General features: G+C 69.5%; 18 protein-coding genes and 1 tRNA gene. 5 read left to right on the top strand and 14 right to left on the bottom strand.

Translation table 11 applies throughout. From position 1 onward, the window contains the following. Positions 1 to 8: 8 nt before the first annotated feature. The 5 genes from OHA03_RS19710 to OHA03_RS19690 all read right to left on the bottom strand — a co-directional run bounded on the left by OHA03_RS19710 (position 9) and on the right by OHA03_RS19690 (position 5128). Positions 9 to 704 (bottom strand): hypothetical protein, encoded by a 696-nt coding sequence (locus tag OHA03_RS19710; protein ID WP_267005136.1) that lies wholly within the window; start codon positions 702 to 704, stop codon positions 9 to 11. Continuing rightward, entirely contained in the window at positions 701 to 1123 is a 423-nt protein-coding gene (locus OHA03_RS19705) for a thioesterase family protein (RefSeq protein ID WP_030921448.1), read from the bottom strand. The genes OHA03_RS19710 and OHA03_RS19705 overlap by 4 nt, the downstream gene beginning before the upstream one ends. A gap of 5 nt (positions 1124 to 1128) precedes the next feature. Continuing rightward, on the bottom strand, positions 1129 to 2793 hold the full coding sequence (gene ettA / locus OHA03_RS19700; protein WP_267005135.1) for an energy-dependent translational throttle protein EttA: 1665 nt from the start codon (positions 2791 to 2793) through the stop codon (positions 1129 to 1131). Positions 2794 to 3079: 286 nt separating this feature from the next. Then, complete coding sequence (locus tag OHA03_RS19695; RefSeq protein ID WP_267005134.1) at positions 3080 to 4003, bottom strand: NADP-dependent oxidoreductase; 924 nt, start codon at positions 4001 to 4003, stop codon at positions 3080 to 3082. 486 nt (positions 4004 to 4489) lie between these two features. After that, positions 4490 to 5128, bottom strand: a complete 639-nt coding sequence (locus tag OHA03_RS19690) for an HD domain-containing protein (RefSeq protein ID WP_267005133.1) — start codon at positions 5126 to 5128, stop codon at positions 4490 to 4492. 159 nt (positions 5129 to 5287) lie between these two features. Between OHA03_RS19690 and OHA03_RS19685 the strand changes: the two genes are divergently transcribed. The 3 genes from OHA03_RS19685 to OHA03_RS19675 all read left to right on the top strand — a co-directional run bounded on the left by OHA03_RS19685 (position 5288) and on the right by OHA03_RS19675 (position 8507). Then, positions 5288 to 6238 carry a GlxA family transcriptional regulator gene (locus OHA03_RS19685; RefSeq protein ID WP_267005132.1) on the top strand — a complete coding sequence of 317 codons (951 nt, stop codon included), beginning with the start codon at positions 5288 to 5290 and terminating at the stop codon, positions 6236 to 6238. Between the two features lie 503 nt (positions 6239 to 6741). Continuing rightward, entirely contained in the window at positions 6742 to 7413 is a 672-nt protein-coding gene (locus OHA03_RS19680; RefSeq protein WP_267008101.1) for an RNA polymerase sigma factor, read from the top strand. Beyond that, complete coding sequence (locus OHA03_RS19675) at positions 7410 to 8507, top strand: CU044_5270 family protein (protein WP_267005131.1); 1098 nt, start codon at positions 7410 to 7412, stop codon at positions 8505 to 8507. The genes OHA03_RS19680 and OHA03_RS19675 overlap by 4 nt, the downstream gene beginning before the upstream one ends. A gap of 197 nt (positions 8508 to 8704) precedes the next feature. Here the strand turns inward: OHA03_RS19675 and OHA03_RS19670 are convergent, their stop codons facing one another. The 4 genes from OHA03_RS19670 to OHA03_RS19655 form a co-directional block, all read right to left on the bottom strand. Next, positions 8705 to 10159 carry an LAETG motif-containing sortase-dependent surface protein gene (locus tag OHA03_RS19670; protein WP_267005130.1) on the bottom strand — a complete coding sequence of 485 codons (1455 nt, stop codon included), beginning with the start codon at positions 10157 to 10159 and terminating at the stop codon, positions 8705 to 8707. Positions 10160 to 10350: 191 nt separating this feature from the next. Continuing rightward, positions 10351 to 10959: a single-stranded DNA-binding protein gene (locus tag OHA03_RS19665; protein ID WP_267005129.1), complete on the bottom strand. Its 609-nt coding sequence runs from the start codon at positions 10957 to 10959 to the stop codon at positions 10351 to 10353. Positions 10960 to 11052: 93 nt separating this feature from the next. Beyond that, positions 11053 to 13074, bottom strand: coding sequence for a YfjP family GTPase (locus OHA03_RS19660; RefSeq protein WP_267005128.1), 2022 nt, complete (start codon positions 13072 to 13074; stop codon positions 11053 to 11055). Beyond that, complete coding sequence (locus tag OHA03_RS19655; protein ID WP_267005127.1) at positions 13071 to 14723, bottom strand: dynamin family protein; 1653 nt, start codon at positions 14721 to 14723, stop codon at positions 13071 to 13073. The genes OHA03_RS19660 and OHA03_RS19655 overlap by 4 nt, the downstream gene beginning before the upstream one ends. 318 nt (positions 14724 to 15041) lie before the next feature. On the opposite strand from OHA03_RS19655, the gene OHA03_RS19650 reads away from it, so the two are divergent. Next, a tRNA-Arg gene (locus OHA03_RS19650) sits at positions 15042 to 15114 on the top strand. Between the two features lie 392 nt (positions 15115 to 15506). Continuing rightward, a complete protein-coding gene (locus tag OHA03_RS19645; protein ID WP_267005126.1) occupies positions 15507 to 15782 on the top strand; it encodes a hypothetical protein in 276 nt (91 codons plus the stop codon). Between the two features lie 496 nt (positions 15783 to 16278). Here OHA03_RS19645 and OHA03_RS19640 read toward each other — a convergent pair whose 3' ends face one another. From OHA03_RS19640 to OHA03_RS19620, 5 genes are all read right to left on the bottom strand, one after another. Further along, positions 16279 to 16848, bottom strand: a complete 570-nt coding sequence (locus OHA03_RS19640) for a hypothetical protein (protein WP_267005125.1) — start codon at positions 16846 to 16848, stop codon at positions 16279 to 16281. A 766-nt stretch (positions 16849 to 17614) separates the two neighbouring features. Further along, entirely contained in the window at positions 17615 to 18046 is a 432-nt protein-coding gene (locus tag OHA03_RS19635) for a PPOX class F420-dependent oxidoreductase (protein ID WP_267005124.1), read from the bottom strand. A gap of 173 nt (positions 18047 to 18219) precedes the next feature. Next, complete coding sequence (locus tag OHA03_RS19630) at positions 18220 to 18945, bottom strand: 2OG-Fe dioxygenase family protein (protein WP_267005123.1); 726 nt, start codon at positions 18943 to 18945, stop codon at positions 18220 to 18222. Between the two features lie 120 nt (positions 18946 to 19065). Then, positions 19066 to 20352 carry an acetyl-CoA carboxylase biotin carboxylase subunit family protein gene (locus tag OHA03_RS19625; protein ID WP_267005122.1) on the bottom strand — a complete coding sequence of 429 codons (1287 nt, stop codon included), beginning with the start codon at positions 20350 to 20352 and terminating at the stop codon, positions 19066 to 19068. A 4-nt stretch (positions 20353 to 20356) separates the two neighbouring features. After that, complete coding sequence (locus OHA03_RS19620; RefSeq protein WP_267005121.1) at positions 20357 to 21613, bottom strand: ATP-grasp domain-containing protein; 1257 nt, start codon at positions 21611 to 21613, stop codon at positions 20357 to 20359. Positions 21614 to 21636: the final 23 nt, after the last annotated feature.

Genomic DNA, 21636 nt, shown 5'->3' with positions numbered 1-21636 from the left:
ACGCGGCGTCATCGGACGCCGACCGACACCCCGAGATCGCCGAGGCCGCCCGCACCGCGCAGGGCGATCGAGCCGAACGGGGTACGCAGCCGCAGCCAGGGGCCCGACGCGAGCACGGCGACCGGGAAGTCCGGGGCCGGGCGGAGGAAGCCGAGGGACTGGGCGGCGTGGACGGCGCGCAGCGGGAGTTCCGTCTCCCCGACCGTGCGCGACCAGATCTCGCGGCCGATCAGGTCCCGTTCCGCCCTGGTGCGGCGGTCCGCGGGCAGCGCCTCGTCGCGGGAGCGGAACTCCGCCACCGCGGCGCTCAGCTCGACGCGCAGGGAGACGGGGTCGGGCAGTCCCGGCTGCTCGTGCCAGCCGCCGCGCGGCGGGAGGACCCCGGTCCACGGCGGCCCGGTGACGGGCGCGGGCAGGGTGCCCGCACCGTGTGCCTCGTGGGTGCCGCCATCGATGTCGAGCGATTCGAGGAGTTCACCGGCGGACACGGTGATGTCGAAGTCGTGCGTGCCGCGCAGCCGCGCCGCCCGGATGGCGAGGACCTCGAACGACGGCGGCCTGCCGAACACGGCCAGCGCCCCGCCGCCCGCCTGCAGCCGGACGGCGGCCGCCCGGTCGTAGTGGAGCAGCCGGCCGAGGAAGGCGGCAAGATCCGCCGCCTCCCTCGCGTCCGCGAACTCCAACAGCTGCACGGGAACCGTCATGCGGCGGCGGGCTCCTCGGCCAGGAACTCCTGGAGGAAGTGCTTCTCCTCCGCGGAGATTCGCCGCGGCCGCTCCTCGGCCAGGTTGTACGGCACGACGACGGTCGAGGCCCGCACGTACACCTGGTCCGGGTCCTTGATCTCGTAGCAGATCGTCAGCGACGCGGCACCTATCTTCGTGACCCACGACTCGACGGTCACCGGCGCGTGCCGGTGGACCAGCGGGCGCACGTAGTCGATCTCGTGCCGGGCCACGACGGACCCGCCCGCGAAGGACGGCGAGCCGTCCCCCGGCGCCAGCCGGAACATGAAGTCGATGCGCGCCTCCTCCAGGTAGCGGAGGAAGACCACGTTGTTGACGTGGCCGAATGCATCCATGTCCGACCAGCGCAGCGGGCAGCTGTAGATATGACGAGCCAAGACGATCAGCCTCGCGTGAGCTTCTTGTACGTGGCGCGGTGCGGGCGGGCCGCGTCCGCGCCGAGACGCTCGACCTTGTTCTTCTCGTACGACTCGAAGTTGCCCTCGAACCAGTACCACTTGGAGTCGCCCTCGTACGCCAGGATGTGCGTGGCGACGCGGTCCAGGAACCAGCGGTCGTGGGAGATGACCACTGCGGCGCCCGGGAACTCCAGGAGTGCGTTCTCCAGCGAGGACAGGGTCTCGACGTCGAGGTCGTTGGTGGGCTCGTCGAGGAGCAGCAGGTTGCCGCCCTCCTTGAGCGTGAGCGCCAGGTTGAGGCGGTTGCGCTCACCACCGGAGAGGACACCGGCCGGCTTCTGCTGGTCCGGACCCTTGAAGCCGAACGCGGAGACGTACGCTCGCGACGGCATCTCGACCTGGCCGACGTTGATGTAGTCGAGCTCGTCCGACACGACCGCCCAGAGGGTCTTCTTGGGGTCGATGTTGGCGCGGCTCTGGTCGACGTAGGAGATCTTGACGGTCTCGCCGACCTTGATGGCGCCGGTGTCCGGCGTCTCCAGGCCCTGGATCATCTTGAACAGCGTGGTCTTGCCCGCACCGTTCGGACCGATGACACCGACGATGCCGTTGCGCGGCAGCGTGAACGACAGGTCGTCGATGAGCACCTTGTCGCCGAAGGCCTTCGAGAGGTTGTTGACCTCGACGACGATGGAACCGAGCCGCGGGCCCGGCGGAATCTGGATCTCCTCGAAGTCCAGCTTCCGCATCTTGTCCGCCTCGGCCGCCATCTCCTCGTACCGGGCGAGACGTGCCTTGGACTTGGTCTGCCGGCCCTTGGCGTTGGAGCGGACCCACTCCAGCTCTTCCTTGAGCCGCTTGGCGCGCTTCTCGTCCTTGCGGCCCTCGACCTTGAGCCGGGTGGCCTTCTTGTCGAGGTACGTGGAGTAGTTGCCCTCGTACGGGAGCGCGCGGCCGCGGTCCAGCTCGAGGATCCACTCGGCGACGTTGTTCAGGAAGTACCGGTCGTGCGTGACGGCGACGACGGCGCCCGCGTACTTCGAGAGGTGCTGCTCCAGCCAGTTCACCGACTCGGCGTCGAGGTGGTTGGTGGGCTCGTCGAGGAGGAGCAGGTCCGGGGCCTCGATCAGCAGCTTGCAGAGCGCCACGCGACGCTTCTCGCCACCGGAGAGGTTGACGACCGGCCAGTCGCCGGGCGGGCAGCCCAGGGCGTCCATGGCCTGCTCCAGCTGGGCGTCCAGGTCCCACGCGTTGGCGTGGTCCAGGTCCTCCTGGAGCTTGCCCATCTCCTCCATCAGCGCGTCCGAGTAGTCCGTCGCCATGAGCTCGGCGACCTCGTTGAAGCGCGTGAGCTTGCCCATGATCTCGGCGGCGCCGGCCTGGACGTTCTCCAGCACCGTCTTCGACTCGTCGAGCAGCGGCTCCTGCATGAGGATGCCGACGCTGAAGCCGGGCGACAGGAACGCGTCACCGTTGGACGGCTGCTCCAGGCCCGCCATGATCTTCAGCACCGTGGACTTACCGGCACCGTTGGGGCCAACGACACCGATCTTCGCGCCGGGCAGGAAGTTCAGGGTGACGTCATCGAGGATCACCTTGTCGCCGTGCGCCTTGCGCGTCTTGCGCATGGTGTAGATGAACTCAGCCAAGAGAAACCGTCCGGCAGCAATAGAGGTGTGGGCAGATACACCCCATCTTGCCTGACGTCCACCCCAGGACGGAAACGGGAACCTCGGAGCCCCCCTGATCAGGGCGGTACGGACGATCAAGCCCGGAGGAGCGGTCCGTGCGCGTTCTGCCGCCCGGACAGCGAGCCGGGCGTACTGGACGAGCACCGACTCGGGGTCCTGCTCGGCAAGCACGTAACGACGCGGGCGGCCATGGCCATCAGGCGTTGGGCGAGGAGGCCTGATCTTCAGGATCGGGCGCTCGCATTCAGTCCTCCGCGATCTGGATGATCGTTTTGCCGCGTGTGCGGCGCCCCTTGGGGGCGAACGCTGCGGGCGCTTCGGACAGCGGCGGTACATCCCCGACGATCGGCTTGAGTCGTCCGTCCCGGACACGCTGGACGAGATCCGCGAGGCGGACCCGGTCAGCTTCGACGACGAAGAAGACGGCCCGACCGTTCTCGGGCTGGATCCTGGGCGGCACGGCGATGGTGACGAGGGTGCCACCGGCGCGTACCAGGGCGGTCGAGCGTTCGAGGATGTCGCCGCCGAGCACATCGAATACGAGGTCGACCTCGCCGATGTCTTCGAGCCGGTCGTTCTGCAGGTCTACGAAGGTATCCGCGCCGAGACCGAGTGCTGTGTCCCTGTCGGCGGCCCGTCCGGTGCCGATCACTCGGGCGCCCACCTCGCGTGCGAGCTGCACGGCGATCGACCCGACACCGCCGGCGGCACCGTGGATGAGGACGGTCTGGCCTGTGGTGAGGCGGCCGTGGTCGAACAGGCCCTGCCATGCGGTCAGCCCGGAGATCGGCAGGGCGGCGGCCACCGTGTGGCCGACGTCCGCGGGAAGCGGAGCGAGATTGCGGGCCTCCACCGCGGCGTACTCCGCCAGTGAACCGTTTCGCGTCCAGTCGGCCAGTCCGAACACCCGCTGGCCGACGGTCAGGCCCGTGGTTCCGTAGCCCAGTTCGGCGACAACGCCGGAGAGTTCGTGCCCGGGCACGCTCGGCGTTCGGTCGCGGCCGGCACGGTCGGACCAGGTTCCCGGCCAGTCGAGCTCTCCAGGGGTGAACCCCGCGGCATGCACCCGCACAATGACATCGTTCTCAGCGGCGTGGGGGTAGGGCATGTCCGTGAGGGAGAGCCCGCCGACACCCGCGTCACGGTCTCGCACGGTGATGGCTTGCATGATGGGTCCTTTCTGGAAGAAATTTTCGAATTGGAGTTTCGCGAGCACAGAAAGAATCGCGCATTTTCCGGCCTGCTCTCGAACCACACCGAGGATATTCGCGCCATCATGCGCCAAAGTCCAGTTGCTGGGATAGAAACCGAGACCGGTTTCGTCGTGACCGTTGGACACGGAAAGCCTTTGACGGACCGCAGAGGATTATTCTGTGGTTTCCTCGTGAAGGTCGTCCGCCATCAAAAGAGCCTTGGAACTTGTGGCGATGCAGGTCGGCGGGGGGATGGGTCCTCGAAAGCGCTGACGTCCCTGCCAGGCGGTCGACCCCCGCCGGGGCAGGCGGTCCGACGCGGTCGTTGCGGCAGCGAGCCGCCATCCCCGGGCAACCGTGGGCACACCCGCTGCGGCGCGCTCGGCAGCAGCGGCGCCTCGTACGGGACGACGGCCGGGGCGAGGACGACCCCCGTCACGTTGTCTTTTACGGCTCTCCGATCAGCTCGGCCAAGGCGCACCGATGATGCGCTCGACCGTGGTTGTGCGACGGAAGCCGGGAACAAAATGCTCCAGCACGTCCGCATTCACGGTTCCGTTCGTGGTCTCCGGGCGGTGCTTGAGTCCGTCGACGAAGGCCTGCAGGAACTCGTTCTTGAAGTCGCCCCGCGGATGAACGGCGGTGATCTCTTCCACCTGAGCGCGATCCAGCTCGTCCAGACCCAAGCCGAGCACGTCGGTCAGAACGCCGAAATTCGTGATGGCGATCTCCGGGCCCATCCGGCCGGGAATTCCCGGCGTCGTGTGCAGCGCGATAGCTGTCCAGACCACGTCGGCGGCGGTGGTCGGGAAACCGTGGTCGAGCATGAACTTGCGTGCATGGTCAGCTCCATCGACCTCGAAGCGCTGCTCCACGTCGGAAAAGGGCGTCAAGAGGCCGGTGTCGTGGAACATGGCGGACAGATAGAGCAGCTCCGGGTCGGGCTGCAGGCCGAGCCTGCGAGCATGAACGGCACCGAAGACGAAAACGCGCCGGGAGTGATGGTAGAGGAGAGGGCTGGTCATCTTCTGAATGAGGCGGGTGGCTGCGGCGACCGCAGCTGTTTCAGGAATCTCTACCCCGGCGATGATCTCGGTCATGACCTCTGCGCTTTCCGGTATCGGTGTGTTAACAATGGACGGGTGCGTCCGTCTTCAACACTGCCGACCACCGGGCCCTCGGCGCCACCTCGGTCCCGCCATGAGTCACCTGAATCCGGACAGGCGGGGAACGGGGATGGAGGCTCCGCCACGCATCGGGTGGTGATCCTCGTCCATGACGGGGTCACACTGCTGGACGTCGCCGGCCCCGCGGAGGTGTTCGCGGAAGCGAACCGGTTCGGTGCCGACTACCAGGTCGTGCTGGCGTCACCGACCGGCACCGACGTCACCTCGTCCGTCGGGATCCGGATCGCGGTCGACGCCGCCGCCTCGCAGTCCGCTCCCGACACCTTCCTGGTGGCCGGCGCAGACCTCTACCCGCGCAGCCCTGTCGCCCGTGAGCTGGTCGAGGCCGCCCGGACCCTGGCGCTCCGGGCCGACCGGGTCGCGTCCATCTGCACGGGAGCATTCGTCCTCGGCGCCGCCGGTCTCCTGGACGGCAAGCGTGCGACCACGCACTGGAAGGTCACGCAAGAACTCGCCACCCGGTGCCCGGCCAGCCGGGTCGAACCTGATGCCATATATGTTCGCGACGGCACCACGTACACCTCGGCGGGCGTGACCGCCGGCATCGACCTGGCGCTGGCACTCGTCGAGGAGGATCACGGCCCTGATCTGACCCGCGATGTCGCCCGCGCCCTGGTGGTCTATTTGCAGCGTTCAGGCGGCCAGTCGCAGTTCTCCGCCCCCCTGCAAGGACCGCCACCCCGATCTCCGGCCATCCGTAGGATCACCGACCTGGTGACGGCTGATCCCGCGGGAAATCACTCAATCGGCGAGCTTGCCAAGCACCTGAATTTGAGCTCTCGGCATCTCACGCGACTCTTTCACAATGAACTGTCCACCACACCGGCCCGGTACGTAGAGATGATCCGGTTCGACATGGCGAAAGCTCTGCTCGACCAGGGGCACACTGCAACGCAGGTGGCATCCCTTGCCGGATTCCCGAGTTACGAGAGCATGCGGAGAGTTTTCGCGAGGAAAATGTCGATCAGCCCCGCCGCCTATCAGCGCCGCTTCAGCACAGCGCACCGCGCGGGCACGGGGTAGCAGTAAGGCGAAGTTATCGCTCCACGGACACCGAGACGCACGACGCCAGGTGCCCTTCCATGGCCCGAAGGCGGCCCGAGGGCCCGGTACGCGGGTCGAGCGTCAAGGAGCTCGATGGCTACGGGCTCCTCCCGGACCTGGACCACTTTTCCGCCAATAGGCCCCAGCCCTCATCGCAGATCAGCTCGACCCAGTGTTCCCCGTTGGCTCGATGGACCCCTGCACACCTTGCAAGGCAAGCGAGTTACGCACCGAAGCGCTGAAGGCTGCGAACGAGTCCCACCCCCCGTTCCGGCGTCCGGAGCGGCGGTTGGCAGGATCGTCCACCGGGCGGGACCCGGCTGCCGCGTCACAGGGACAGGATCCGGCCCCCACCCCTGTGACGCGGGCCACGGGAACCCGGTGCGGGTCGCGGAGAGGAACACGGCGTGGAGCACATCGAACAGCCGGCGCGACCGGCGCAACCCCCGGGCGACTCGGGCGACCGGGCCGCCCTGGACGGCCTGAGGGCACCGGCAGACCCCGGCGTACGGGAACGGATCCGCGCGGGCGACCGGGAGGCCTTCGCGGACCTCTACGATCGGTACGCCAGGACCGTCTACCACCACGCCTGCCGCCTCACCGGCGACCTCTCGGCCGCCGAGGACGTCATGTCGGAGACCTTCCTCGTCGCCTGGCGCACCCGCGAGCAGGTCGATCCGGAGGGCGGTCCGCTGGGCCCCTGGCTCCTCGGCATCGCCACCAACAGGGCGCGCAACCACCGGCGCGGGGTCGGCCGCCGCCTCGCGTTCCTGGCCCGGCAGCCGAAGCCGAAGGAGACCGAGGACTTCGCCGAGGCCTCCGCCGAACGCCTGGACCACCAGCGCGAGCTGGCGGCCGTACGCGAGGTGCTCGACCGGCTCCGGCAGCCCGAGCGCGAGGTGCTCGCGCTCTGCGTGTGGGCCGGGCTGGACTACGCCCAGGCGGCGGCCGCGCTGGACGTCCCGGTGGGCACCGTACGCTCCCGGCTCTCCCGGGCCCGGGCCCGGCTGCGCTCGCTGGCGGGCGAACGGCTCGCGGAGGATCGGCTTTCGGAGGAGCGGCGGGAAACCGGGCGGGAACCCCGCAGGGGCCGCGGAGAGGTAGAGGGCAGGGCGGCATTCGTCGCCCTGCCCAACGAAGGGGGATCGCGATGACCGCGACAACGGGTACCGACGACGGCCGGGACGAGCGCGCCGAGCTGGCGCGGCTGCTGCCGCCCGCCACCGGGTTCGACCTTCCGCCGGGCCGCCACGAGCACCACAGGGAACGCCTGATGAACCTGATCGACGATGACGCCGACCGCTCCGAGAGCCGAGGCCAGGACCGGGGCCGGGAGCGCGCGGTCCGTGCCGACCGCCCCGCCCGCCCACGCCTCCTGCGCCCGTCCGTCCTGGCCCCGGTCACGGCGCTGGCCCTGGCCGGTGCGCTGATCGTGGGCTACACCGCGCAGGGCGGCGGCGACCCGGCGGCCGGACCGGGGGCGGCACAGGCGGACGGCAGCGCCTCGGCGCGCGCCGGGAACGCCCAGCCGGTCGCCCTGGTGCTGAACCGGATCTCGGACGCGGCGGCGAAGAGCGACGCCGGACCGGTCGGCGACGACCAGTTCGTCTATGTGCGCAGCCAGGTCCAGGACAGCGACCTCACCAGCGGGAAGCTGGTGACGGGACCGCTGAAGGAACGGGAGATCTGGTACGCCCAGAAGCCCGGCCCACTCAAGAAGCTCGGGTACATCCGCGAGGACGGGGATACCCTCCCCATCAACGCCGAGTTGGGGGACACCGACGGCACCCGCGAGGGCCTGAACCGGCCCACCTACCGCTGGCTGGCCGCCCTGCCCACCGACCCGCAGAAGCTGCTCGAGCACCTCACCGCCCTCACCCCTAAGCACGAGGGCGAGGAGCACGCCCAGGCGGTGTTCGAGCAGATCGGGTACCTGATCGGAGAGACCGTGCTGCCGCCGGAGATCGCCGCCGCGCTGTACAAGGCCGCGGCGCTGATCCCCGGGGTGACCGAAGCCCCGGACGCGGTGGACGCGCTGGGCCGCCACGGGGTGGGCATCGCCCGTGAGGACACCCGGCACGCCACCCGCTCGGAGTGGGTCTTCGACCCGAAGGGGCTCTCCTTCCTGGGCTCGCGCACCTTCCTGACGAAGGACACGGAGATCGGCGAGAAGGGCGCCCTGCTCGGAGCCCGCGCCGTACTGAAGCGGTCCGTGGTGGACAAGGGCGGGGTCCGGCCGCAGGACTAGCCAGGGTGCGTTCCAAGCGGATCTCGATCATCGGCGAGTGGCCGTGACCAGCACTTTCAAACGGCACCCTCCTGCTGCCCGCGAAGTGCCGCAGTGAGGCCGGGTGTCTTATCACGCGACAGCCCCGGTACGCGTGGGCGTACCGGGGCTGTCAGCAGCACATCGTGACAATATGCCGCTCGGATGTCACGTTCCGCTTACTCCTCGGTCGACTGCCCCGCGGACTCCGTCTTCCGCTTGCGGAGGAGGAAGATCGCGCCGCCGCCGATGACGACGAGTGCGATGGCGATGCCCGCGATGATCGGCGTGGCGTTGGAGCTGCCGGTCTCGGCGAGGTCGCCCCCGGTCCCGGTCGAGCTGCCGCCGGCGGTGGCCGGGGCGGGCTGGTCGGCGGTCTGGGTGTCGAGACCGCCGGTGCCGCTGCCGGTGGTCTTGCAGTCCAGGACGCCCTTGAACGTCTTGGTGAACCCGCCCGGACCGGTGATCGTGAAGTCGTACGCCTGGTCCTCGGCGACCGGGACGGTCACCGTCTCGGTCTGTCCGGCCTCGACGGTGTGCTCGGTACCGGCCAGCTCGAAGGTGAACGCCTCGTCGCCCTCGTTGCTCGCGGTGACGTCCACGCCGCTCTTGGCGCAGTTCTTCTTCGCGGTGATCGCGGGGATTGCGCCCTTCTTGGCCCAGGTCGCGGTGGCGGTCGCGGAGACCGTGGACTCGCTGGAGCCGGCCAGGATCTGGGTCTGGCTCTTGGTCACCCCGGCGAAGGCACGGCCGACCGGCACCGAGGTGGTGGCCTGCACGGTCAGCGAGGCGGTGCCGTCGGCGGCGCCCGCCGGGACGTCGAAGTAGAGCTCGGCGCCGTTGGCAGCCGCGGTGACGGGCTTGCCGCTCTTGTCGGTGACCTTGACGCCGCTGGCGGAGTCGGCGGGCGGGGTCACCGAGACCTGACCGGCGTCGGTGTGGACGGTGACCGGCCCGAGCCGCTCACCGGACAGGCCGGAGACCGCTGCCGGGTCCAGAGCGAGGGAAGCCTTGGGCTCGGCGACGTCCTCGGCGTGCTCTCCCAGCCAGTCGGCGAGCTTCTCAGCCTGCTGGTCGGAGGCGTCGACGTCGGCGTTGTCCGAGTAGCGCCAGATGGCGACCTGGGTGCCCGCCGCCGCGGTCTGCTCGGTCAGCGGCCCGGTGCCGGCCTGTTCGGCGAGCGCCGCGAGGTCGTCGATCTGCGGGTAGGAGTGCTGCAGGATCCAGCGGATCCTGCCCGCGTTCTTGTTGGCGCCGAGCGAGGTCTGGTTCCAGGGGGTCTCCAGGTACTTCGCCTGGTCCTGGGTGGGGTTGTGAATGTCGATGCAGTACGTCTTGAGCTTGCCGCCGCCGTCGACGGTCATCTCGAAGAGCCCGGCGGCCAGTTCCTGCTTCTTGCCGTCCGTGTGGAGCACGGCCCGGTCGTATGTCTTCAACCCGTCCAGGACGGCAGTCGCGCCGCCCTGGTGCTGGGGCGCCTCGTCGGCGGCCGCGCTGCCTGCGCCGACGAGGGCGGCGGCTATGACGAGCCCGGATGCCACCGCCGATGCAGCCAGCCGGGAGATGCCCGGTCTCCGTGGGGGATTCGTCCCCGCCGTGGATGTTGAAGCGGTCGCTGAAGAAGCAGAAAACACAGATGTCCCCTCCGGGCGGGATCCTCGCGCTTGGTACGCGTGTGGGGTTTGTCCCGCCAGCCGACTCAAGTGCCCTGTGAGTACTGGGAGATCCTAAGGAAACGGCGATGCGTATTCCCCCGTCATACCGTCGTACAACCATTCCGACTCAGAATCGTTATCGCCGGTAACTTCCGTGCCCACAGGCCCGGTCACGGCGCCGACGCCAGCTCCGGGATCTGTTCCTGACGTACCGTCGGTCCACGCCCCCCACGTCGCGCGCCCCGCTCACTCTGCACCCTCCGCTCCCCCTGCGCCCTGTGCGCGCCCTGCGTCCGCTTCGCGGACCGCGCAACAGGCTCCCCCCGTTCGACCGGCCCCCCGAACCCGTCGGCCTTCCCCTCTCCCCCTTCCTCCGCCGGCCCGCCCCGCCTGCTCGGCCCGGCCGTCAGCGTCGGATCACCCCGCACCACCCGGCGGAACGCCGCCGTCCCCCGTGTCAGATCGTGTCCGACCGCCAACGCCTCGATGTCCACGAACGTCCGGCGCTGCACGTCCCGTTCCTCCTCGCGCACCTTCAACCGACCGTGCACGACCAGTGGTTCTCCCACAGCGACCGAACCCGCGAGATTCGAGGCCAGCGTGCGCCACGCCCACACGGTGTAGAAGCTGGTGTGCCCGTCCGTCCAGAACTGCTTCTCCCGGTCCCAACGGCGGGCCGTCACGGCCAAGCGGAACCGCGCCATTCCGCCGGTCGCGGTCTCCCGGAACTCCACCCCGGTCGCCGCGTTGCCCACCAGTGTCACCACGGTCTCGTTCATGCCTCCGCCTCCCCTTCGTCGCCCGTGACCGCTGCCGCGCGGTCACTGATCTCATGCTGAAGGGGAGGCGGGGATCCTGCTGAGGGCTGTGGACTACCGGCCGGTTGTGGAAAACTCCGTCACCGCCACGAACCGCTCCCGCACCTCGCGGTACCGCACCAGCTCGGCCGCCACCGGATCGAGTACCCGCGCCCGACCGCAGGCCGCCGCCGCCACGCGCAACCGCCGCTCGGCCTCCTGCCCGTACCGCCGTGCGGGCCCACGCGCGGCGGCCGCACACGACCACTCGACCAGCGGCCCGCCGACGACCCCGGCCATCATCACCGATGCGGCGGTGAGCAGCCCCGGCTCGACTACGCCGACGATCTGGCCGATCAGCCAGAGGCCGCCGAAGATCTGCAGCAGCGTCATGGAGACCTGCGCCAGTACGGCGGCGGGCCACCATGCGGGCCGCGGTGGCCTGCCGGCCGCCCGCCCGCTGTGTGCCCCACCTGATCCACCGGCCGTCGCGGCAGCGACCGCAGCCCCGCCTTCGGCGTCGACGGGCGACGCGCCACGCCCCGCATCCTCGCCCGCACTCTCACCCTCCCCCACGGCCCTGCCCTGGCCCTGGTCCTGGCCCTCCGCCGCCGTACCGCTCTTCTCCCCCAGCTCGTCAAGCGCCTCCGGCAACCCCTCTGCCCCGTTCATCGCGGCCTCGCGGACCGCCTGCGCCCAGGGGACGGGCAGCCCGTCGGCGGCGGCGTCCGCCACCGTGCGTACCGCCTGCTCGACGCGTTGCCGAGCAGTGAGCTGCTCCTCCGGCGGCGCGGGCAGCGCTGCTGCCCAGTCCATGGTTCGCGGCCGCCTGGTGGACTCGTACCAGCGCCACAGCCGCAGCCAGGGCGTCCCGCAGGCCCGCCCGGCGTTCCTGCGCCACTCGCGCTCGGCGGCCTGACCTGCCGCGGCCGCGCCCACGGCCTCGGCGAGCCGGTCGGCGAACTCCTCACGGGCACGTTCCCCGAGCCCCGGCCGCCCCTCGGCGACGTACGCCGGCCGCAGTCTGGCCGCGACGGCGTCAACATCGGCGGAGAGCCGACGCGCCGCGGCCATGCGCTCCTGGACGAACCGGCCGAGCAGCTCACGCAGTTCGCCCACCCCGTCGCCGGTGAGAGCCGACAAGGACAACACGGTGGCGCCCGGTTCGCCGTGTTCGCCGAGCGCCATGCCGTCGTCGTCGAGCAGCCGACGCAGGTCGTCGAGGACCTGGTCGGCGGCGTCGCCGGGCAGCCGGTCCACCTGGTTGAGAACGACGAACGTGACCTCCGCGTGCCCGGCCAGCGGCCGCAGGTAGCGCTCGTGCAGAGCCGCGTCCGCGTACTTCTCCGGATCCACGACCCAGATCACCGCGTCGACCAGCGCAAGCACCCGGTCCACCTGCTCGCGGTGCCCGGCCGCCGCCGAGTCATGGTCGGGCAGATCGACGAGAACGAGCCCCTGAAGCGCCTCGTCCGCTTCCGTACCGCCCTGGTGCGGCCTGCGCCTGAGCCGCCCGGGAATGGCGAGCCGGTCCAGGAGTCCGGCGGCGCCGTCGGTCCAGGAGCAGGCGATGGGCGCGGCGGTGGTCGGCCGTCGCAGCCCGGTGTCCGAGATCTGCGCGCCCGCGAGGGAATTGAAGAGGGTCGACTTGCCGCTGCCCGACGCACCGGCAATGGCGACGACGGTGTGCCGGGAGGAGAGCCGCTGCCGGGCGGCAGCCTCGTCTAGTACGCGCCCCGCCTCGGCGAGGGTGGCCCGGTCGAGCCGGGCCCTGGACAGTCCGACGAGCTCACGCAGCGCGTCGAGCCGCGGCCCGAGCGGGCTGCCGGACGGTACGTACGCCTCGACCTGGGGCCGTTCGTCGTCGGAGGCGGCCTCGCGGCCGGGGTCGGCATCGGATTTCCCGGAGGCGGCAGCGGCACGCCGGGCAATGAGCCCGTCGTCCCAGCGCCCGACGGGCTCGGGGGCGTTGCGGATCACGGCATCCGCAGTCCGGCCCCGCCCCGCCTCCCGCTCCATGTCCCGGTCCGTGTCCGGGTCCGTGTCCCGCACCCGGCCCTGCTCCTGGCTGTGGTCCTGGTCAGTGACGACAGTCAACGCTGCCACCTCTCCTTCTGCAGTACGGACAGCGCGGCAATCAGTTCTGCCTGCGGCTCCGGGGTCACATCGAGTGCGTCGAGCGGCGCGAGCCGCCGGTCACGCTCGCTGTTCAGCACCCGGTCGAGATAGGTGGTCAGCAGCGCGCCTCCCTTGTCGCGCAGTCGCAGCGCCCCCTGCACGCCGATGCGTTCGGCGAGCTGTTCCCCGGCGCTGCGGGCACGGCGTCCGCCGAGCAGCGCGGCGGCCAGCAGTGCGGCCACCGTCTCGGCGTCGGGTGCGGCGTTGCGTTCCAGATGGCGCACCTCTTCCTCGGCCAGCTCCTCCAGCACCCGCCGCCACCGTCGTACGGCCATGGCGATCCGGCCTCGGATGTCCTCGGCCGGCCCCCATCCCCCGGCCTGCCGGCCGACGGCCTCGGACCCGAGCACGCCGGCTGCCGGCTCGTGCCGCCAGGTCGTGCGGATCTGCTCGTCGGCTGCGGCGACAGCGCACTGCAGGAGTGCGGCCAGGCTCTCCACCAGTGCGTCGAGAAGCTCCTCGGAGGAGCTGTAGAGCGGATATCCGCGCCACCGGGTGCGGGCGTCCCCGGCGAGCACACCGCCGTTCTGCAGCCGCCGCTGCACCCGGGCGCCCTCCTTCCGGTACGCGTCCTCGACCACGCCGGTGAGCCGCACGGCCGCCGCGTACTGCGCGGCGACGGCCCCGGCCAGCTCCGGCATGCGTACGTCCAGCGAGTCGATGACCCCGGTCGCCGTACGCCCCACGGCCTGCTGGCGGGCCGCCGGATCGTGCACGCGGTGACCGAGCCAGGCGCGCAGCGGTGCGACCGCGGTGGTGGGCAGCAGCCCGCTGCCGCCGCCCGCCGACTCGGGCAGTTCCGGGATGGTGAAGCGGGGCACCTCACCGAGACCCGCCCTGGTGAGCAGCGCTCCGTACTGCCGCGACACTTCGGCGATCACCTGGTGCGGCACCCGGTCGAGCACGATGACGAGGGAGGCGTCGTACTCCTTTGCCGTACGCAGCATCTGCCACGGCACCGCGTCGGCGTACCGGGAAGCGGTGGTGACCATGACCCAGACGTCGGCAGCGCAGACGAGTTCGGCTGCCAGCACCCGGTTCCGTACGACGAGCGAGTCGATGTCCGGGGCGTCGAGCAGCGCGAGTCCGCGCGGCAGACTCGCGGCGGTCTCGACCCGCAGCGCGGTCCCGTCCTCCTGCTCGCCATCGCCGAGCCCGTCGCGGTCGTCGCAGAGGCCGGGATCCGCGGACTCCTCCGGGGGCAGCCAGACCCGGGTCAGTTGCGGCAGTACGCGTACCCCGGCGAACCAGTGATGATCATCCGGATGGCAGACAAGGACAGGGGTCCGGGTGGTCGGCCGCAGCACCCCGGCCTCGCTGACCCGTCGCCCCACGAGCGAGTTGACGAGCGTCGACTTCCCGGCCCCGGTGGAGCCACCGACGACCGCGAGCAGCGGCGCTTCAGGATCCTTCAGTCGGGGAAGCAGGTAGTCGTCGAGCTGTGCGAGCAGCTCGACCCTGGTCTGACGGGCACGTGCCGCCCCAGGGAGCGGGAGTGGCAGACGCACGGCAGCGACACGGTCGCGCAGGGCGGAAAGTGCGTCGATGAGCTGAGGCCGTACGTCCATGGTCACCACATGCGAAGAATGCCCAATTTTGGCGCCATTTTGAAGCGTATAGCCGCCTCTGCGCGCCGGTTACGCCGTCGGGACAGAGGGGACGAGTGGGGCGCAGGCATAACGAGTGCACAACACCCGGGGCGCCAGGCGTCAAAAGCAGTGCACGATCCGCACCCACCTGCGATTATCGGTTCGCTTCACCGAACCTCCACATCGTGCCACGCAGGTGAAGCAACCGGGTCGAGGCGATCGGAGCCCTATCCTTGTCCCGGCAAGGTCACGGACCGGCCCGGTCCCGGGCCTCCAGGCCGCCGAGGCCACCACCCGGCCCCCGTAGCTCAGTGGATAGAGCAGGCGCCTTCTAAGCGCTTGGCCGCAGGTTCGAGTCCTGCCGGGGGCACACAGTCCGCACCAACCCAGGCCCTCCCTAGGGAGGGCCTTTTTGGCAGGTCACCGCACCGTAGCGAGGGCCGCGTAGCGAACGCATAAGCGCCGGACCGACCCCAGGTCACAGTGGGGAAGGTCCGGCGCTGTCCGGCTGTCACCGGGTTTCTGCGGGTGGCTCTGTCGAATACGTGTCGAAGTTTTCCTGGAGGGCTCAAGGGAGTGTCCCGCCACCGGGCCGGAGTGCGCGCGGCGGTGGACTGCTCTAGCGTCGAACGGAGAAGGGGCGGTCCTGCCGAGACGACGGGTGCGGGGGCCCGGGACCACACTTGTACACCGGCCGCGTCCGCATCTCGGCGCCTTGGAATCCGCGAGTCCCCGACCAACCCTTGAGAGCAGGTGGCTCCCATGCGCACGTCGGCCCGTACAGCCCGAGTCCTAGCCGGTCTGACCCTCGCACTGGGCGGCGTGGCCTTCGCCGCCCCCGCCGCGCACGCGGACATCCCGGCCTGCACGAACATGGTCCAGCAGGCGGGCGTCGAAGTCTCGGACGCCGTCAGAACTGCGTGCACCCAAGGTGTGCACGCCGACCTGCAAGGCTGTGTGAGTGCCCTGACCGGGGCCGGCGTGCCGGGCGGCGCCGCGAACGGTGCCTGCCGGATGGCGGCCAACCCGCCGTCGTGACCGACTCCCTGCCGGCGTACATCACCGCGGCCGTCACAGGGGGTGGATCTTCGTGGCCGGTCCGCCGTGGGACCGGCCGATCGCCTCATCGGGGCTGGGCCCCTTTTGAAGGTTCGCGGATGGCTCAGAGCTCGCCCGCCATGCCGGGGCAGCCACTTTGGCGCGAGCCTGGAAGATCACGGCCCCAACGTCGTGCTTTACCGGGCAGGTCCACAGACCGTCCGACGCGCCGGAAGTTTACGGGGGCCATGATCATTCGCACCAAAGCAGCTCCAGCCCAAAGCCGTTCCATCGAACTCAGCCGCCGTCCAGCGGCTCCCCGCCGGCAGAGCAAACAACGGACGCAGTGGTGGAAGCCTCTGTTTCCGCTTTCGGAGTCAACGGCGAGGAGCGCCAATAGCCACGGCCCAGGCCATGATGGCCGAGCACACGTGCAATGGGTTCCGCTGGATCCAGCACAGGCGCATCGTCCACCAATGTCAATTCCACCTCCTCATCAGACCGCGGTGCGCTTGTCGTGATCGCTCGGGCACTTCACGGTAACCGTCTGGTTCTGGTTCTGAGTCTGCGTCTGGGTCTGGGTCTGGGTGACGGTGACGTTGGCAGTGAGGGAGCCTTCCTCTTGGAAGGTGGTGGGGCCACCCCTGGCGACGCGGAAGCTACTGGCGACGGTCTTCCCTGCCAAGGAGGGCGCGATACCCACGGTCAGGGTGATAGGCATATATGCCTGCCCAGGTCCCAGGGCGTCAGAGCGGGTGCAATTCAGGCTGGGTGACGTCGTGCAGCTCCAGCCACTTCCGCCAACGGCGAGTGCGGTCATGCCCGCGGGCAGGGTGCCGGTGACCTTGGTGGCGGACCCGTCGGTCGCGCCGGGCCCGGCGTTGCCGACGGTGATGGTGTAGGTCCCCGTCCCGCCTGCAACGAACGCTTGCTGGTGGGACTCGGCGAGGGTCAGCGACGGCCCGCTGTCGGCGTGGGCAGGCGCAACGAGCGAGGTCGACAACCCGACCGCCATCACAACTGGAACCGAAGCGACCAGCAGCCGCCGTCGGGATTTTTGCATCATATTGTCTCCTTGAGGAGCTGTCGGCTATCCCCTGCCGCTGCATTCCCGGGTCGTTCGGACACGGGATCCGAGCGGCAGCAGCGGAGATGACAAGGTGTGGGAACCGCAGGCCTCGGAACCCGACAACCTGGGGCGCAAGTACATATACCTTTAAGCAGTACTTCGCACTGCTCGGATTAGTCACACACGCTTCCCGAGCACTCGACCAGCCCATCTCGTTACGGCAACCAGGGCACTGGCGCATGGGTCCGCATAGCCGATGCCGAGTCACCAGACTTCGGGCGGGACCACTTCGGGACCACACGCTATGCGCGCAGGCAAACAAGGACCGCTCAGTCGAACGGTGCTGCGCACGCCATGCGCTCTATGGCCCGCGCAAACGCTTTGCCCCATGACCTGGGGTGCGTAAGCGTGCCGCCGAAGCCACCGCCGGCCGCCGCTGCATTCTTGGTCTTTCTCCAGGGAGAAGACTTTCGAGGCGCAGTCCTTCTCCTGGTTCGGGCTGGACCGCACTGCCCGAAGTCTCGGCTTTTTCGGTGGAGTTGACGTCAGTCATTTTCCACCTCCCGGGCCTGCGCAGCCTCGCCAGTCACCGGATGAGGCCCGGAGGACTCGGGTGGTATTGGAATCTGTTGCAGGTTCGAGTCCATCCGGGGCACACAGTCCGCGTCGCGCCAGGCCCTCCCCCGGGAGGGTCCATCGCGCCTCCCCATGCCGACTGACACCATGCGCACGCAGGTACGCGACTCGACCCATCGGACAGAACCTAGTCCGCGATGCCGGCGAAGGCGGTCACCCGGTCGACGGTGGCACGGATCAGGTATTCCCCCGGGACCGAGTTTCGCTGTCCGTACCGGTCGGCCCGGTCGGCGCCCATGTAGCGGGCGCCGATCCTGGTGGCCCAGTGGCGAAGGTCGGCCGCGGCGTCGGTGAAGGTGGCGGTGCATTCGAGCATGACGTACGCGTAGGGCGGTTCCTGGTCGTCGATGCAGAGTGCGAACCGGGGGTTCCTGCGCAGGGACTTCGCCTTGAGGGATTCGTGCCACGTGGTGAAGAGAACCTGCGGCCGGCCGGCCTCGGCCTCGTCGAGGAGGAACCACACCGGTGTGACATGGGGGCGGCCGTCCTTGCGGTGAGTCGCCAGCTTCGCCGTTCGGGTGCCGGAGAGGGCGAACGCACGCCACTCGGCCTCGGACATGGGCTGCATGGATGGGACGCCCCTCTGCTCTCTGAACTCTGTTCGGGCCGGTTCTTGATCTCACCCTGGTCGGTGTACCCGTGTCCCCGCGGACGTGCCGAAGCTCCGCCGGGAGCAACGGACTCGGGGAGGAGCCCAGTGCCTCGGCGGAGCATTCGGCCGGGACGCCCCGGTCAGTCGGTGAGCGGGAAGAAGTCGATCAGCATCATGTCGCGGATGCCCTCGGTGACTCCGGGGGCCGGGGTGACGCCGGAGACGCCGTGGAAGACCCGACGGTCGTCGATGACGATCGACTCGAGCGGCTCGAGCAGCGTGGTCCGGAAGATTGGGTTGCGGTCGCGGTCGTACAGCTGCGACTCGCCCCCGGTGACGCCCTCGCGGTTGATCAGCACCTGGGCGACGAAGTGGTGGCCGTCCTCGTGGATGCCCTCCGGAGCGGGCAGCGAGGCCTCGTCGCGGCTTGCGGTGATCCGGATCTGGTGGACGCCTATGGCGGCGTCGGACCGGTCGATCTCCCCTGGCAGGTTGTCCAGAAAGGTGAACACGACCGTCTCGAGCAACGCGGAGGCCGCCACGTCCTCACGGAGCGGCTCGAAGTGCCGCTGGACGCCACCGAACAGCGAGTTCACCTCCTTGGACTGCTCGAACACGATCTGGCCGCTGGGCACCAGGCGGCCGTCGGCCAGGTGGAACTGGCTGTACCTTCGGCGGCGGAACGTCGCCCCGCCGTTGAGATACGCATCGACCGGCAGGTCCTCCCAGGACGAGGTGAACTCTTTGCGCTCCCACTCCGCATGCCGGGCCAGGGCCCGACGGAGCAGGGTCGGGGAGAAGTGGCGGAACGGGGTCGTCCCGGTGGCGGTCGTGGGGGCGGTGGCGATGGTGGCTACTGCGGACATGGTGAGCTCTCCTTCTCGTGACTGTTCCGGCTGAACAGGCCTCTGGTGCGGCGATGACTGGTGGAGGTGTTCCGGCTGCTGCTGATTCGGCAACCGGACACGGGGAGCGACGGAACCCGGTCAGCCCCTGCTCGCGCCGGCCAGCTGACCCAGGGGTGCGGCGGCCTGGTCCGCGGGGGTGGCCGGGACGCCGGAGACCCGGAAGGCCGCGGCGGTTGCCACGAGGGCCTGCTCCACTTCGTGGCTCGTCGCACCCCGGAAGCGGAAGCGGCCGCCGACGTGCTCGTAGTACGCGTCGGCCCGCGGCAGGATGTCACCGACCTCCAGGAGCGCCTCGGCGTACGGTCCCGGGGTGCTGCCGACCATCGAGGTGACCTCGGTGATGCGGCACGGCCGTGCCCCGGGGGCCGGGATCAGCAGGTAGCCGCCGATTTCCTCGGGCCGACTCAGCTGTCCCTGGGGAACGGGGCGTTGGAGCTGGAGCTGGAATGCGGCGTCCATCAGGTCGTAGCCGTGGAGTTCACGCCAGACGAAGGGGATCTCGGCGCCGCCGACCCGCGCGCCCACCTCCAGGAAGCTGCAGCGGGGGCCGTCCGGGGTGTCGTTGACGAACAGTTCCAGGTGGAAGACGAGCGGATCGCCGGAGAGCGCCCGGAGGTAGTCGGCGGTGCTCTCGCCGATGGCCTTGTTGACCGACTCGTCGTCCTCCTCGACGGAGCCGAGGAAGTCGCCCGAGCGGAATCCCAGGCAGGTGTTCACATAGCGCGAGGCGCGCCAGTGCTGGATCTCCCGGCCGGTGAAGACGCCGTCCACGTGGTAGATCCGGCCGGGGTTGAAGGTCTGCACCATCATGGGCGTGTCCGCGAGGTCGACGGTGAGGACGTCCTCGGGGCCGTCGAGCTTGACGACTCCTTCGCTGGAACTGCCCATCACCGGCTTCAGGATGAGCGGCCAGCCGTGCTTCGCGCCGAACTCCAGAATGGATGTCTCGTCGCCGGCGAGGGTGAAGTCCGGCAGGTCGAGCCCGGCTTCCGCGACAGCGGTGGCCATGAGGTACTTGTCCCTGAAGCGAGCCAGGTGGCCCACCCGTTGGCCGGGGCAGTTCCACTCCTCGCGCAGCTCGGCGGCGATCAGGAGATCGTCCTCCTTGAGGGCGACGATCGCCTCGGGCCGTCCGTGCCGCACGGCGAGCACCCTCAGTGCGGCGCGCACGGCCTCCAGGTCGTCGGTCCGCTCCACCACCAGGATGTCGCCCGCCGCCTCGGGTACGGACGGCAGCCCCACCTCCGTGGTGATGTAGGAGACCCGGTGGGTGGCGTGGTCGAGGTATTCGGCATAGCGGGCGTACTGCTCGCGCCAGCGGTTGATGACGACGATGTGCGGCAGGGCGGCGTTGTTCGCGTTCATGGGGTCAGGACTCCTCGGAGATTGCGTACATTCCGTCGCCGTCCAGGTAGTGGATGGTGTTGATGTCGCGCATGACGACCTCCTCGAGCTCGTGGAAGAGCCGCACGAAGCCGACGTAAGTGCTGTCGTTGACCGTGGGGACGACCGTGCCCCCGAGCGGGACGAACTGCGACAGGTCGTGGAAGCTCTCGAGCTCCTCGATCTCCTTGAGGTGGCGCAGCGACTCCAGCTGCCCCTCCTTGGCGGAGACCAGGCCGACCGAGGCGAAGTACCGCTGGATCTCGTAGTCGTTGTCGCGGCGCTCGTGGAAGCGGTCCGGCCGCACGAAGGCGTCGACGGTCCAGTCGAAGGGGGATTCGCCGGTCGCCAGCTGCACATAGTGCGGGAGGTCTCCGCCGCAGATGCGGGCGCCCATCTCGATGAGCACGGGTCCTGAGGGGGTGAGCTTCAGCTCGATGTGGGAGGGACCGTGCCGCACGCCCAGGGCGTCAAGGACTTCGAACGCGTACGGGACGAGCTGGTCCTGCGCCTCACCGTGACGGGGGAGCAGATAGCAGGAGTTGCTGATGTCGTGAACGCCGTTCACGGAAAGGCGCGTGGTGGCGATGATGTCGGTGACATGGTGCTTGCCGTCCCGGCTGACGGTGTTGACCATGTACTCGCCGCCGAAGAGATGTTCCTGGGCGACGACGCCCTCGTTGCGCTGGCTGAACAGGTTCTCCGCGCCGGTGAGTTCGAGGAAGGCGGCCGCACTCTCCTCCGGGGTGGCGCAGAACTTGACGCCGTCATTGCCCGCGCTCTTGAGCGGCTTGACAACGGCGCGGGTACCCAAATCCGCATGCCACTGGGCGAGTTCCTCGGCACTTGTGGCAAGCAGCTGCCTGGCTCCGTGTACCCCTGCGGTCTTGATCGTCTCGATCATCGTGAACTTGTCGCGGCGGGCGGCGCTGAGCTCCGTGCCGTTGGTCGGCAGGCCCATGGCCTCGCTGAGCCGGTCGGCGAACTCGACGCCGAACTCGCTGCCGGCGAAGACCGCCACCGGTTCGTACGCACCTGCGGCCCGTACGGTCTCTTCGAGGTCCCCGGTGTGGACGATGTTGTCGGCGTAGAGCGTCAGGTCCAGGGAGCCGGCGAAGGCCGGCGGAATCTCAGGGGTGCTCTGCACCCGCACGCATGCATAGCCCGCTTCGTGGAACTCCGGCGGGAAGAACCGGGCCGGGGCGAATGCGTCGACGATGACGACGTAACCCTTGGTGTCCATTCAGGTCTCCAACTGCTGTGCAT

It is taken from the genome of Streptomyces sp. NBC_00154 (assembly GCF_026342835.1).
Taxonomy (GTDB): Bacteria; Actinomycetota; Actinomycetes; order Streptomycetales; family Streptomycetaceae; genus Streptomyces.
Note: the sequence above shows the minus strand (reverse complement) of the source record. Positions and strands in the feature narration are given on the sequence as shown.

Bases quoted from the DNA above. Each gene is read 5' to 3' on its own strand.
- OHA03_RS19645 (WP_267005126.1), top strand. From the start codon at position 15,507: ATGCGCACGTCGGCCCGTACAGCCCGAGTCCTAGCCGGTCTGACCCTC.
- OHA03_RS19675 (WP_267005131.1), top strand. From the start codon at position 7,410: ATGACCGCGACAACGGGTACCGACGACGGCCGGGACGAGCGCGCCGAG.
- OHA03_RS19625 (WP_267005122.1), bottom strand. From the start codon at position 20,352: ATGAACGCGAACAACGCCGCCCTGCCGCACATCGTCGTCATCAACCGC.
- OHA03_RS19635 (WP_267005124.1), bottom strand. From the start codon at position 18,046: ATGTCCGAGGCCGAGTGGCGTGCGTTCGCCCTCTCCGGCACCCGAACG.
- OHA03_RS19695 (WP_267005134.1), bottom strand. From the start codon at position 4,003: ATGCAAGCCATCACCGTGCGAGACCGTGACGCGGGTGTCGGCGGGCTC.
- OHA03_RS19655 (WP_267005127.1), bottom strand. From the start codon at position 14,723: ATGGACGTACGGCCTCAGCTCATCGACGCACTTTCCGCCCTGCGCGAC.
- OHA03_RS19640 (WP_267005125.1), bottom strand. From the start codon at position 16,848: ATGATGCAAAAATCCCGACGGCGGCTGCTGGTCGCTTCGGTTCCAGTT.
- OHA03_RS19710 (WP_267005136.1), bottom strand. From the start codon at position 704: ATGACGGTTCCCGTGCAGCTGTTGGAGTTCGCGGACGCGAGGGAGGCG.
- OHA03_RS19620 (WP_267005121.1), bottom strand. From the start codon at position 21,613: ATGGACACCAAGGGTTACGTCGTCATCGTCGACGCATTCGCCCCGGCC.
- OHA03_RS19665 (WP_267005129.1), bottom strand. From the start codon at position 10,959: ATGAACGAGACCGTGGTGACACTGGTGGGCAACGCGGCGACCGGGGTG.
- OHA03_RS19630 (WP_267005123.1), bottom strand. From the start codon at position 18,945: ATGTCCGCAGTAGCCACCATCGCCACCGCCCCCACGACCGCCACCGGG.
- OHA03_RS19690 (WP_267005133.1), bottom strand. From the start codon at position 5,128: ATGACCGAGATCATCGCCGGGGTAGAGATTCCTGAAACAGCTGCGGTC.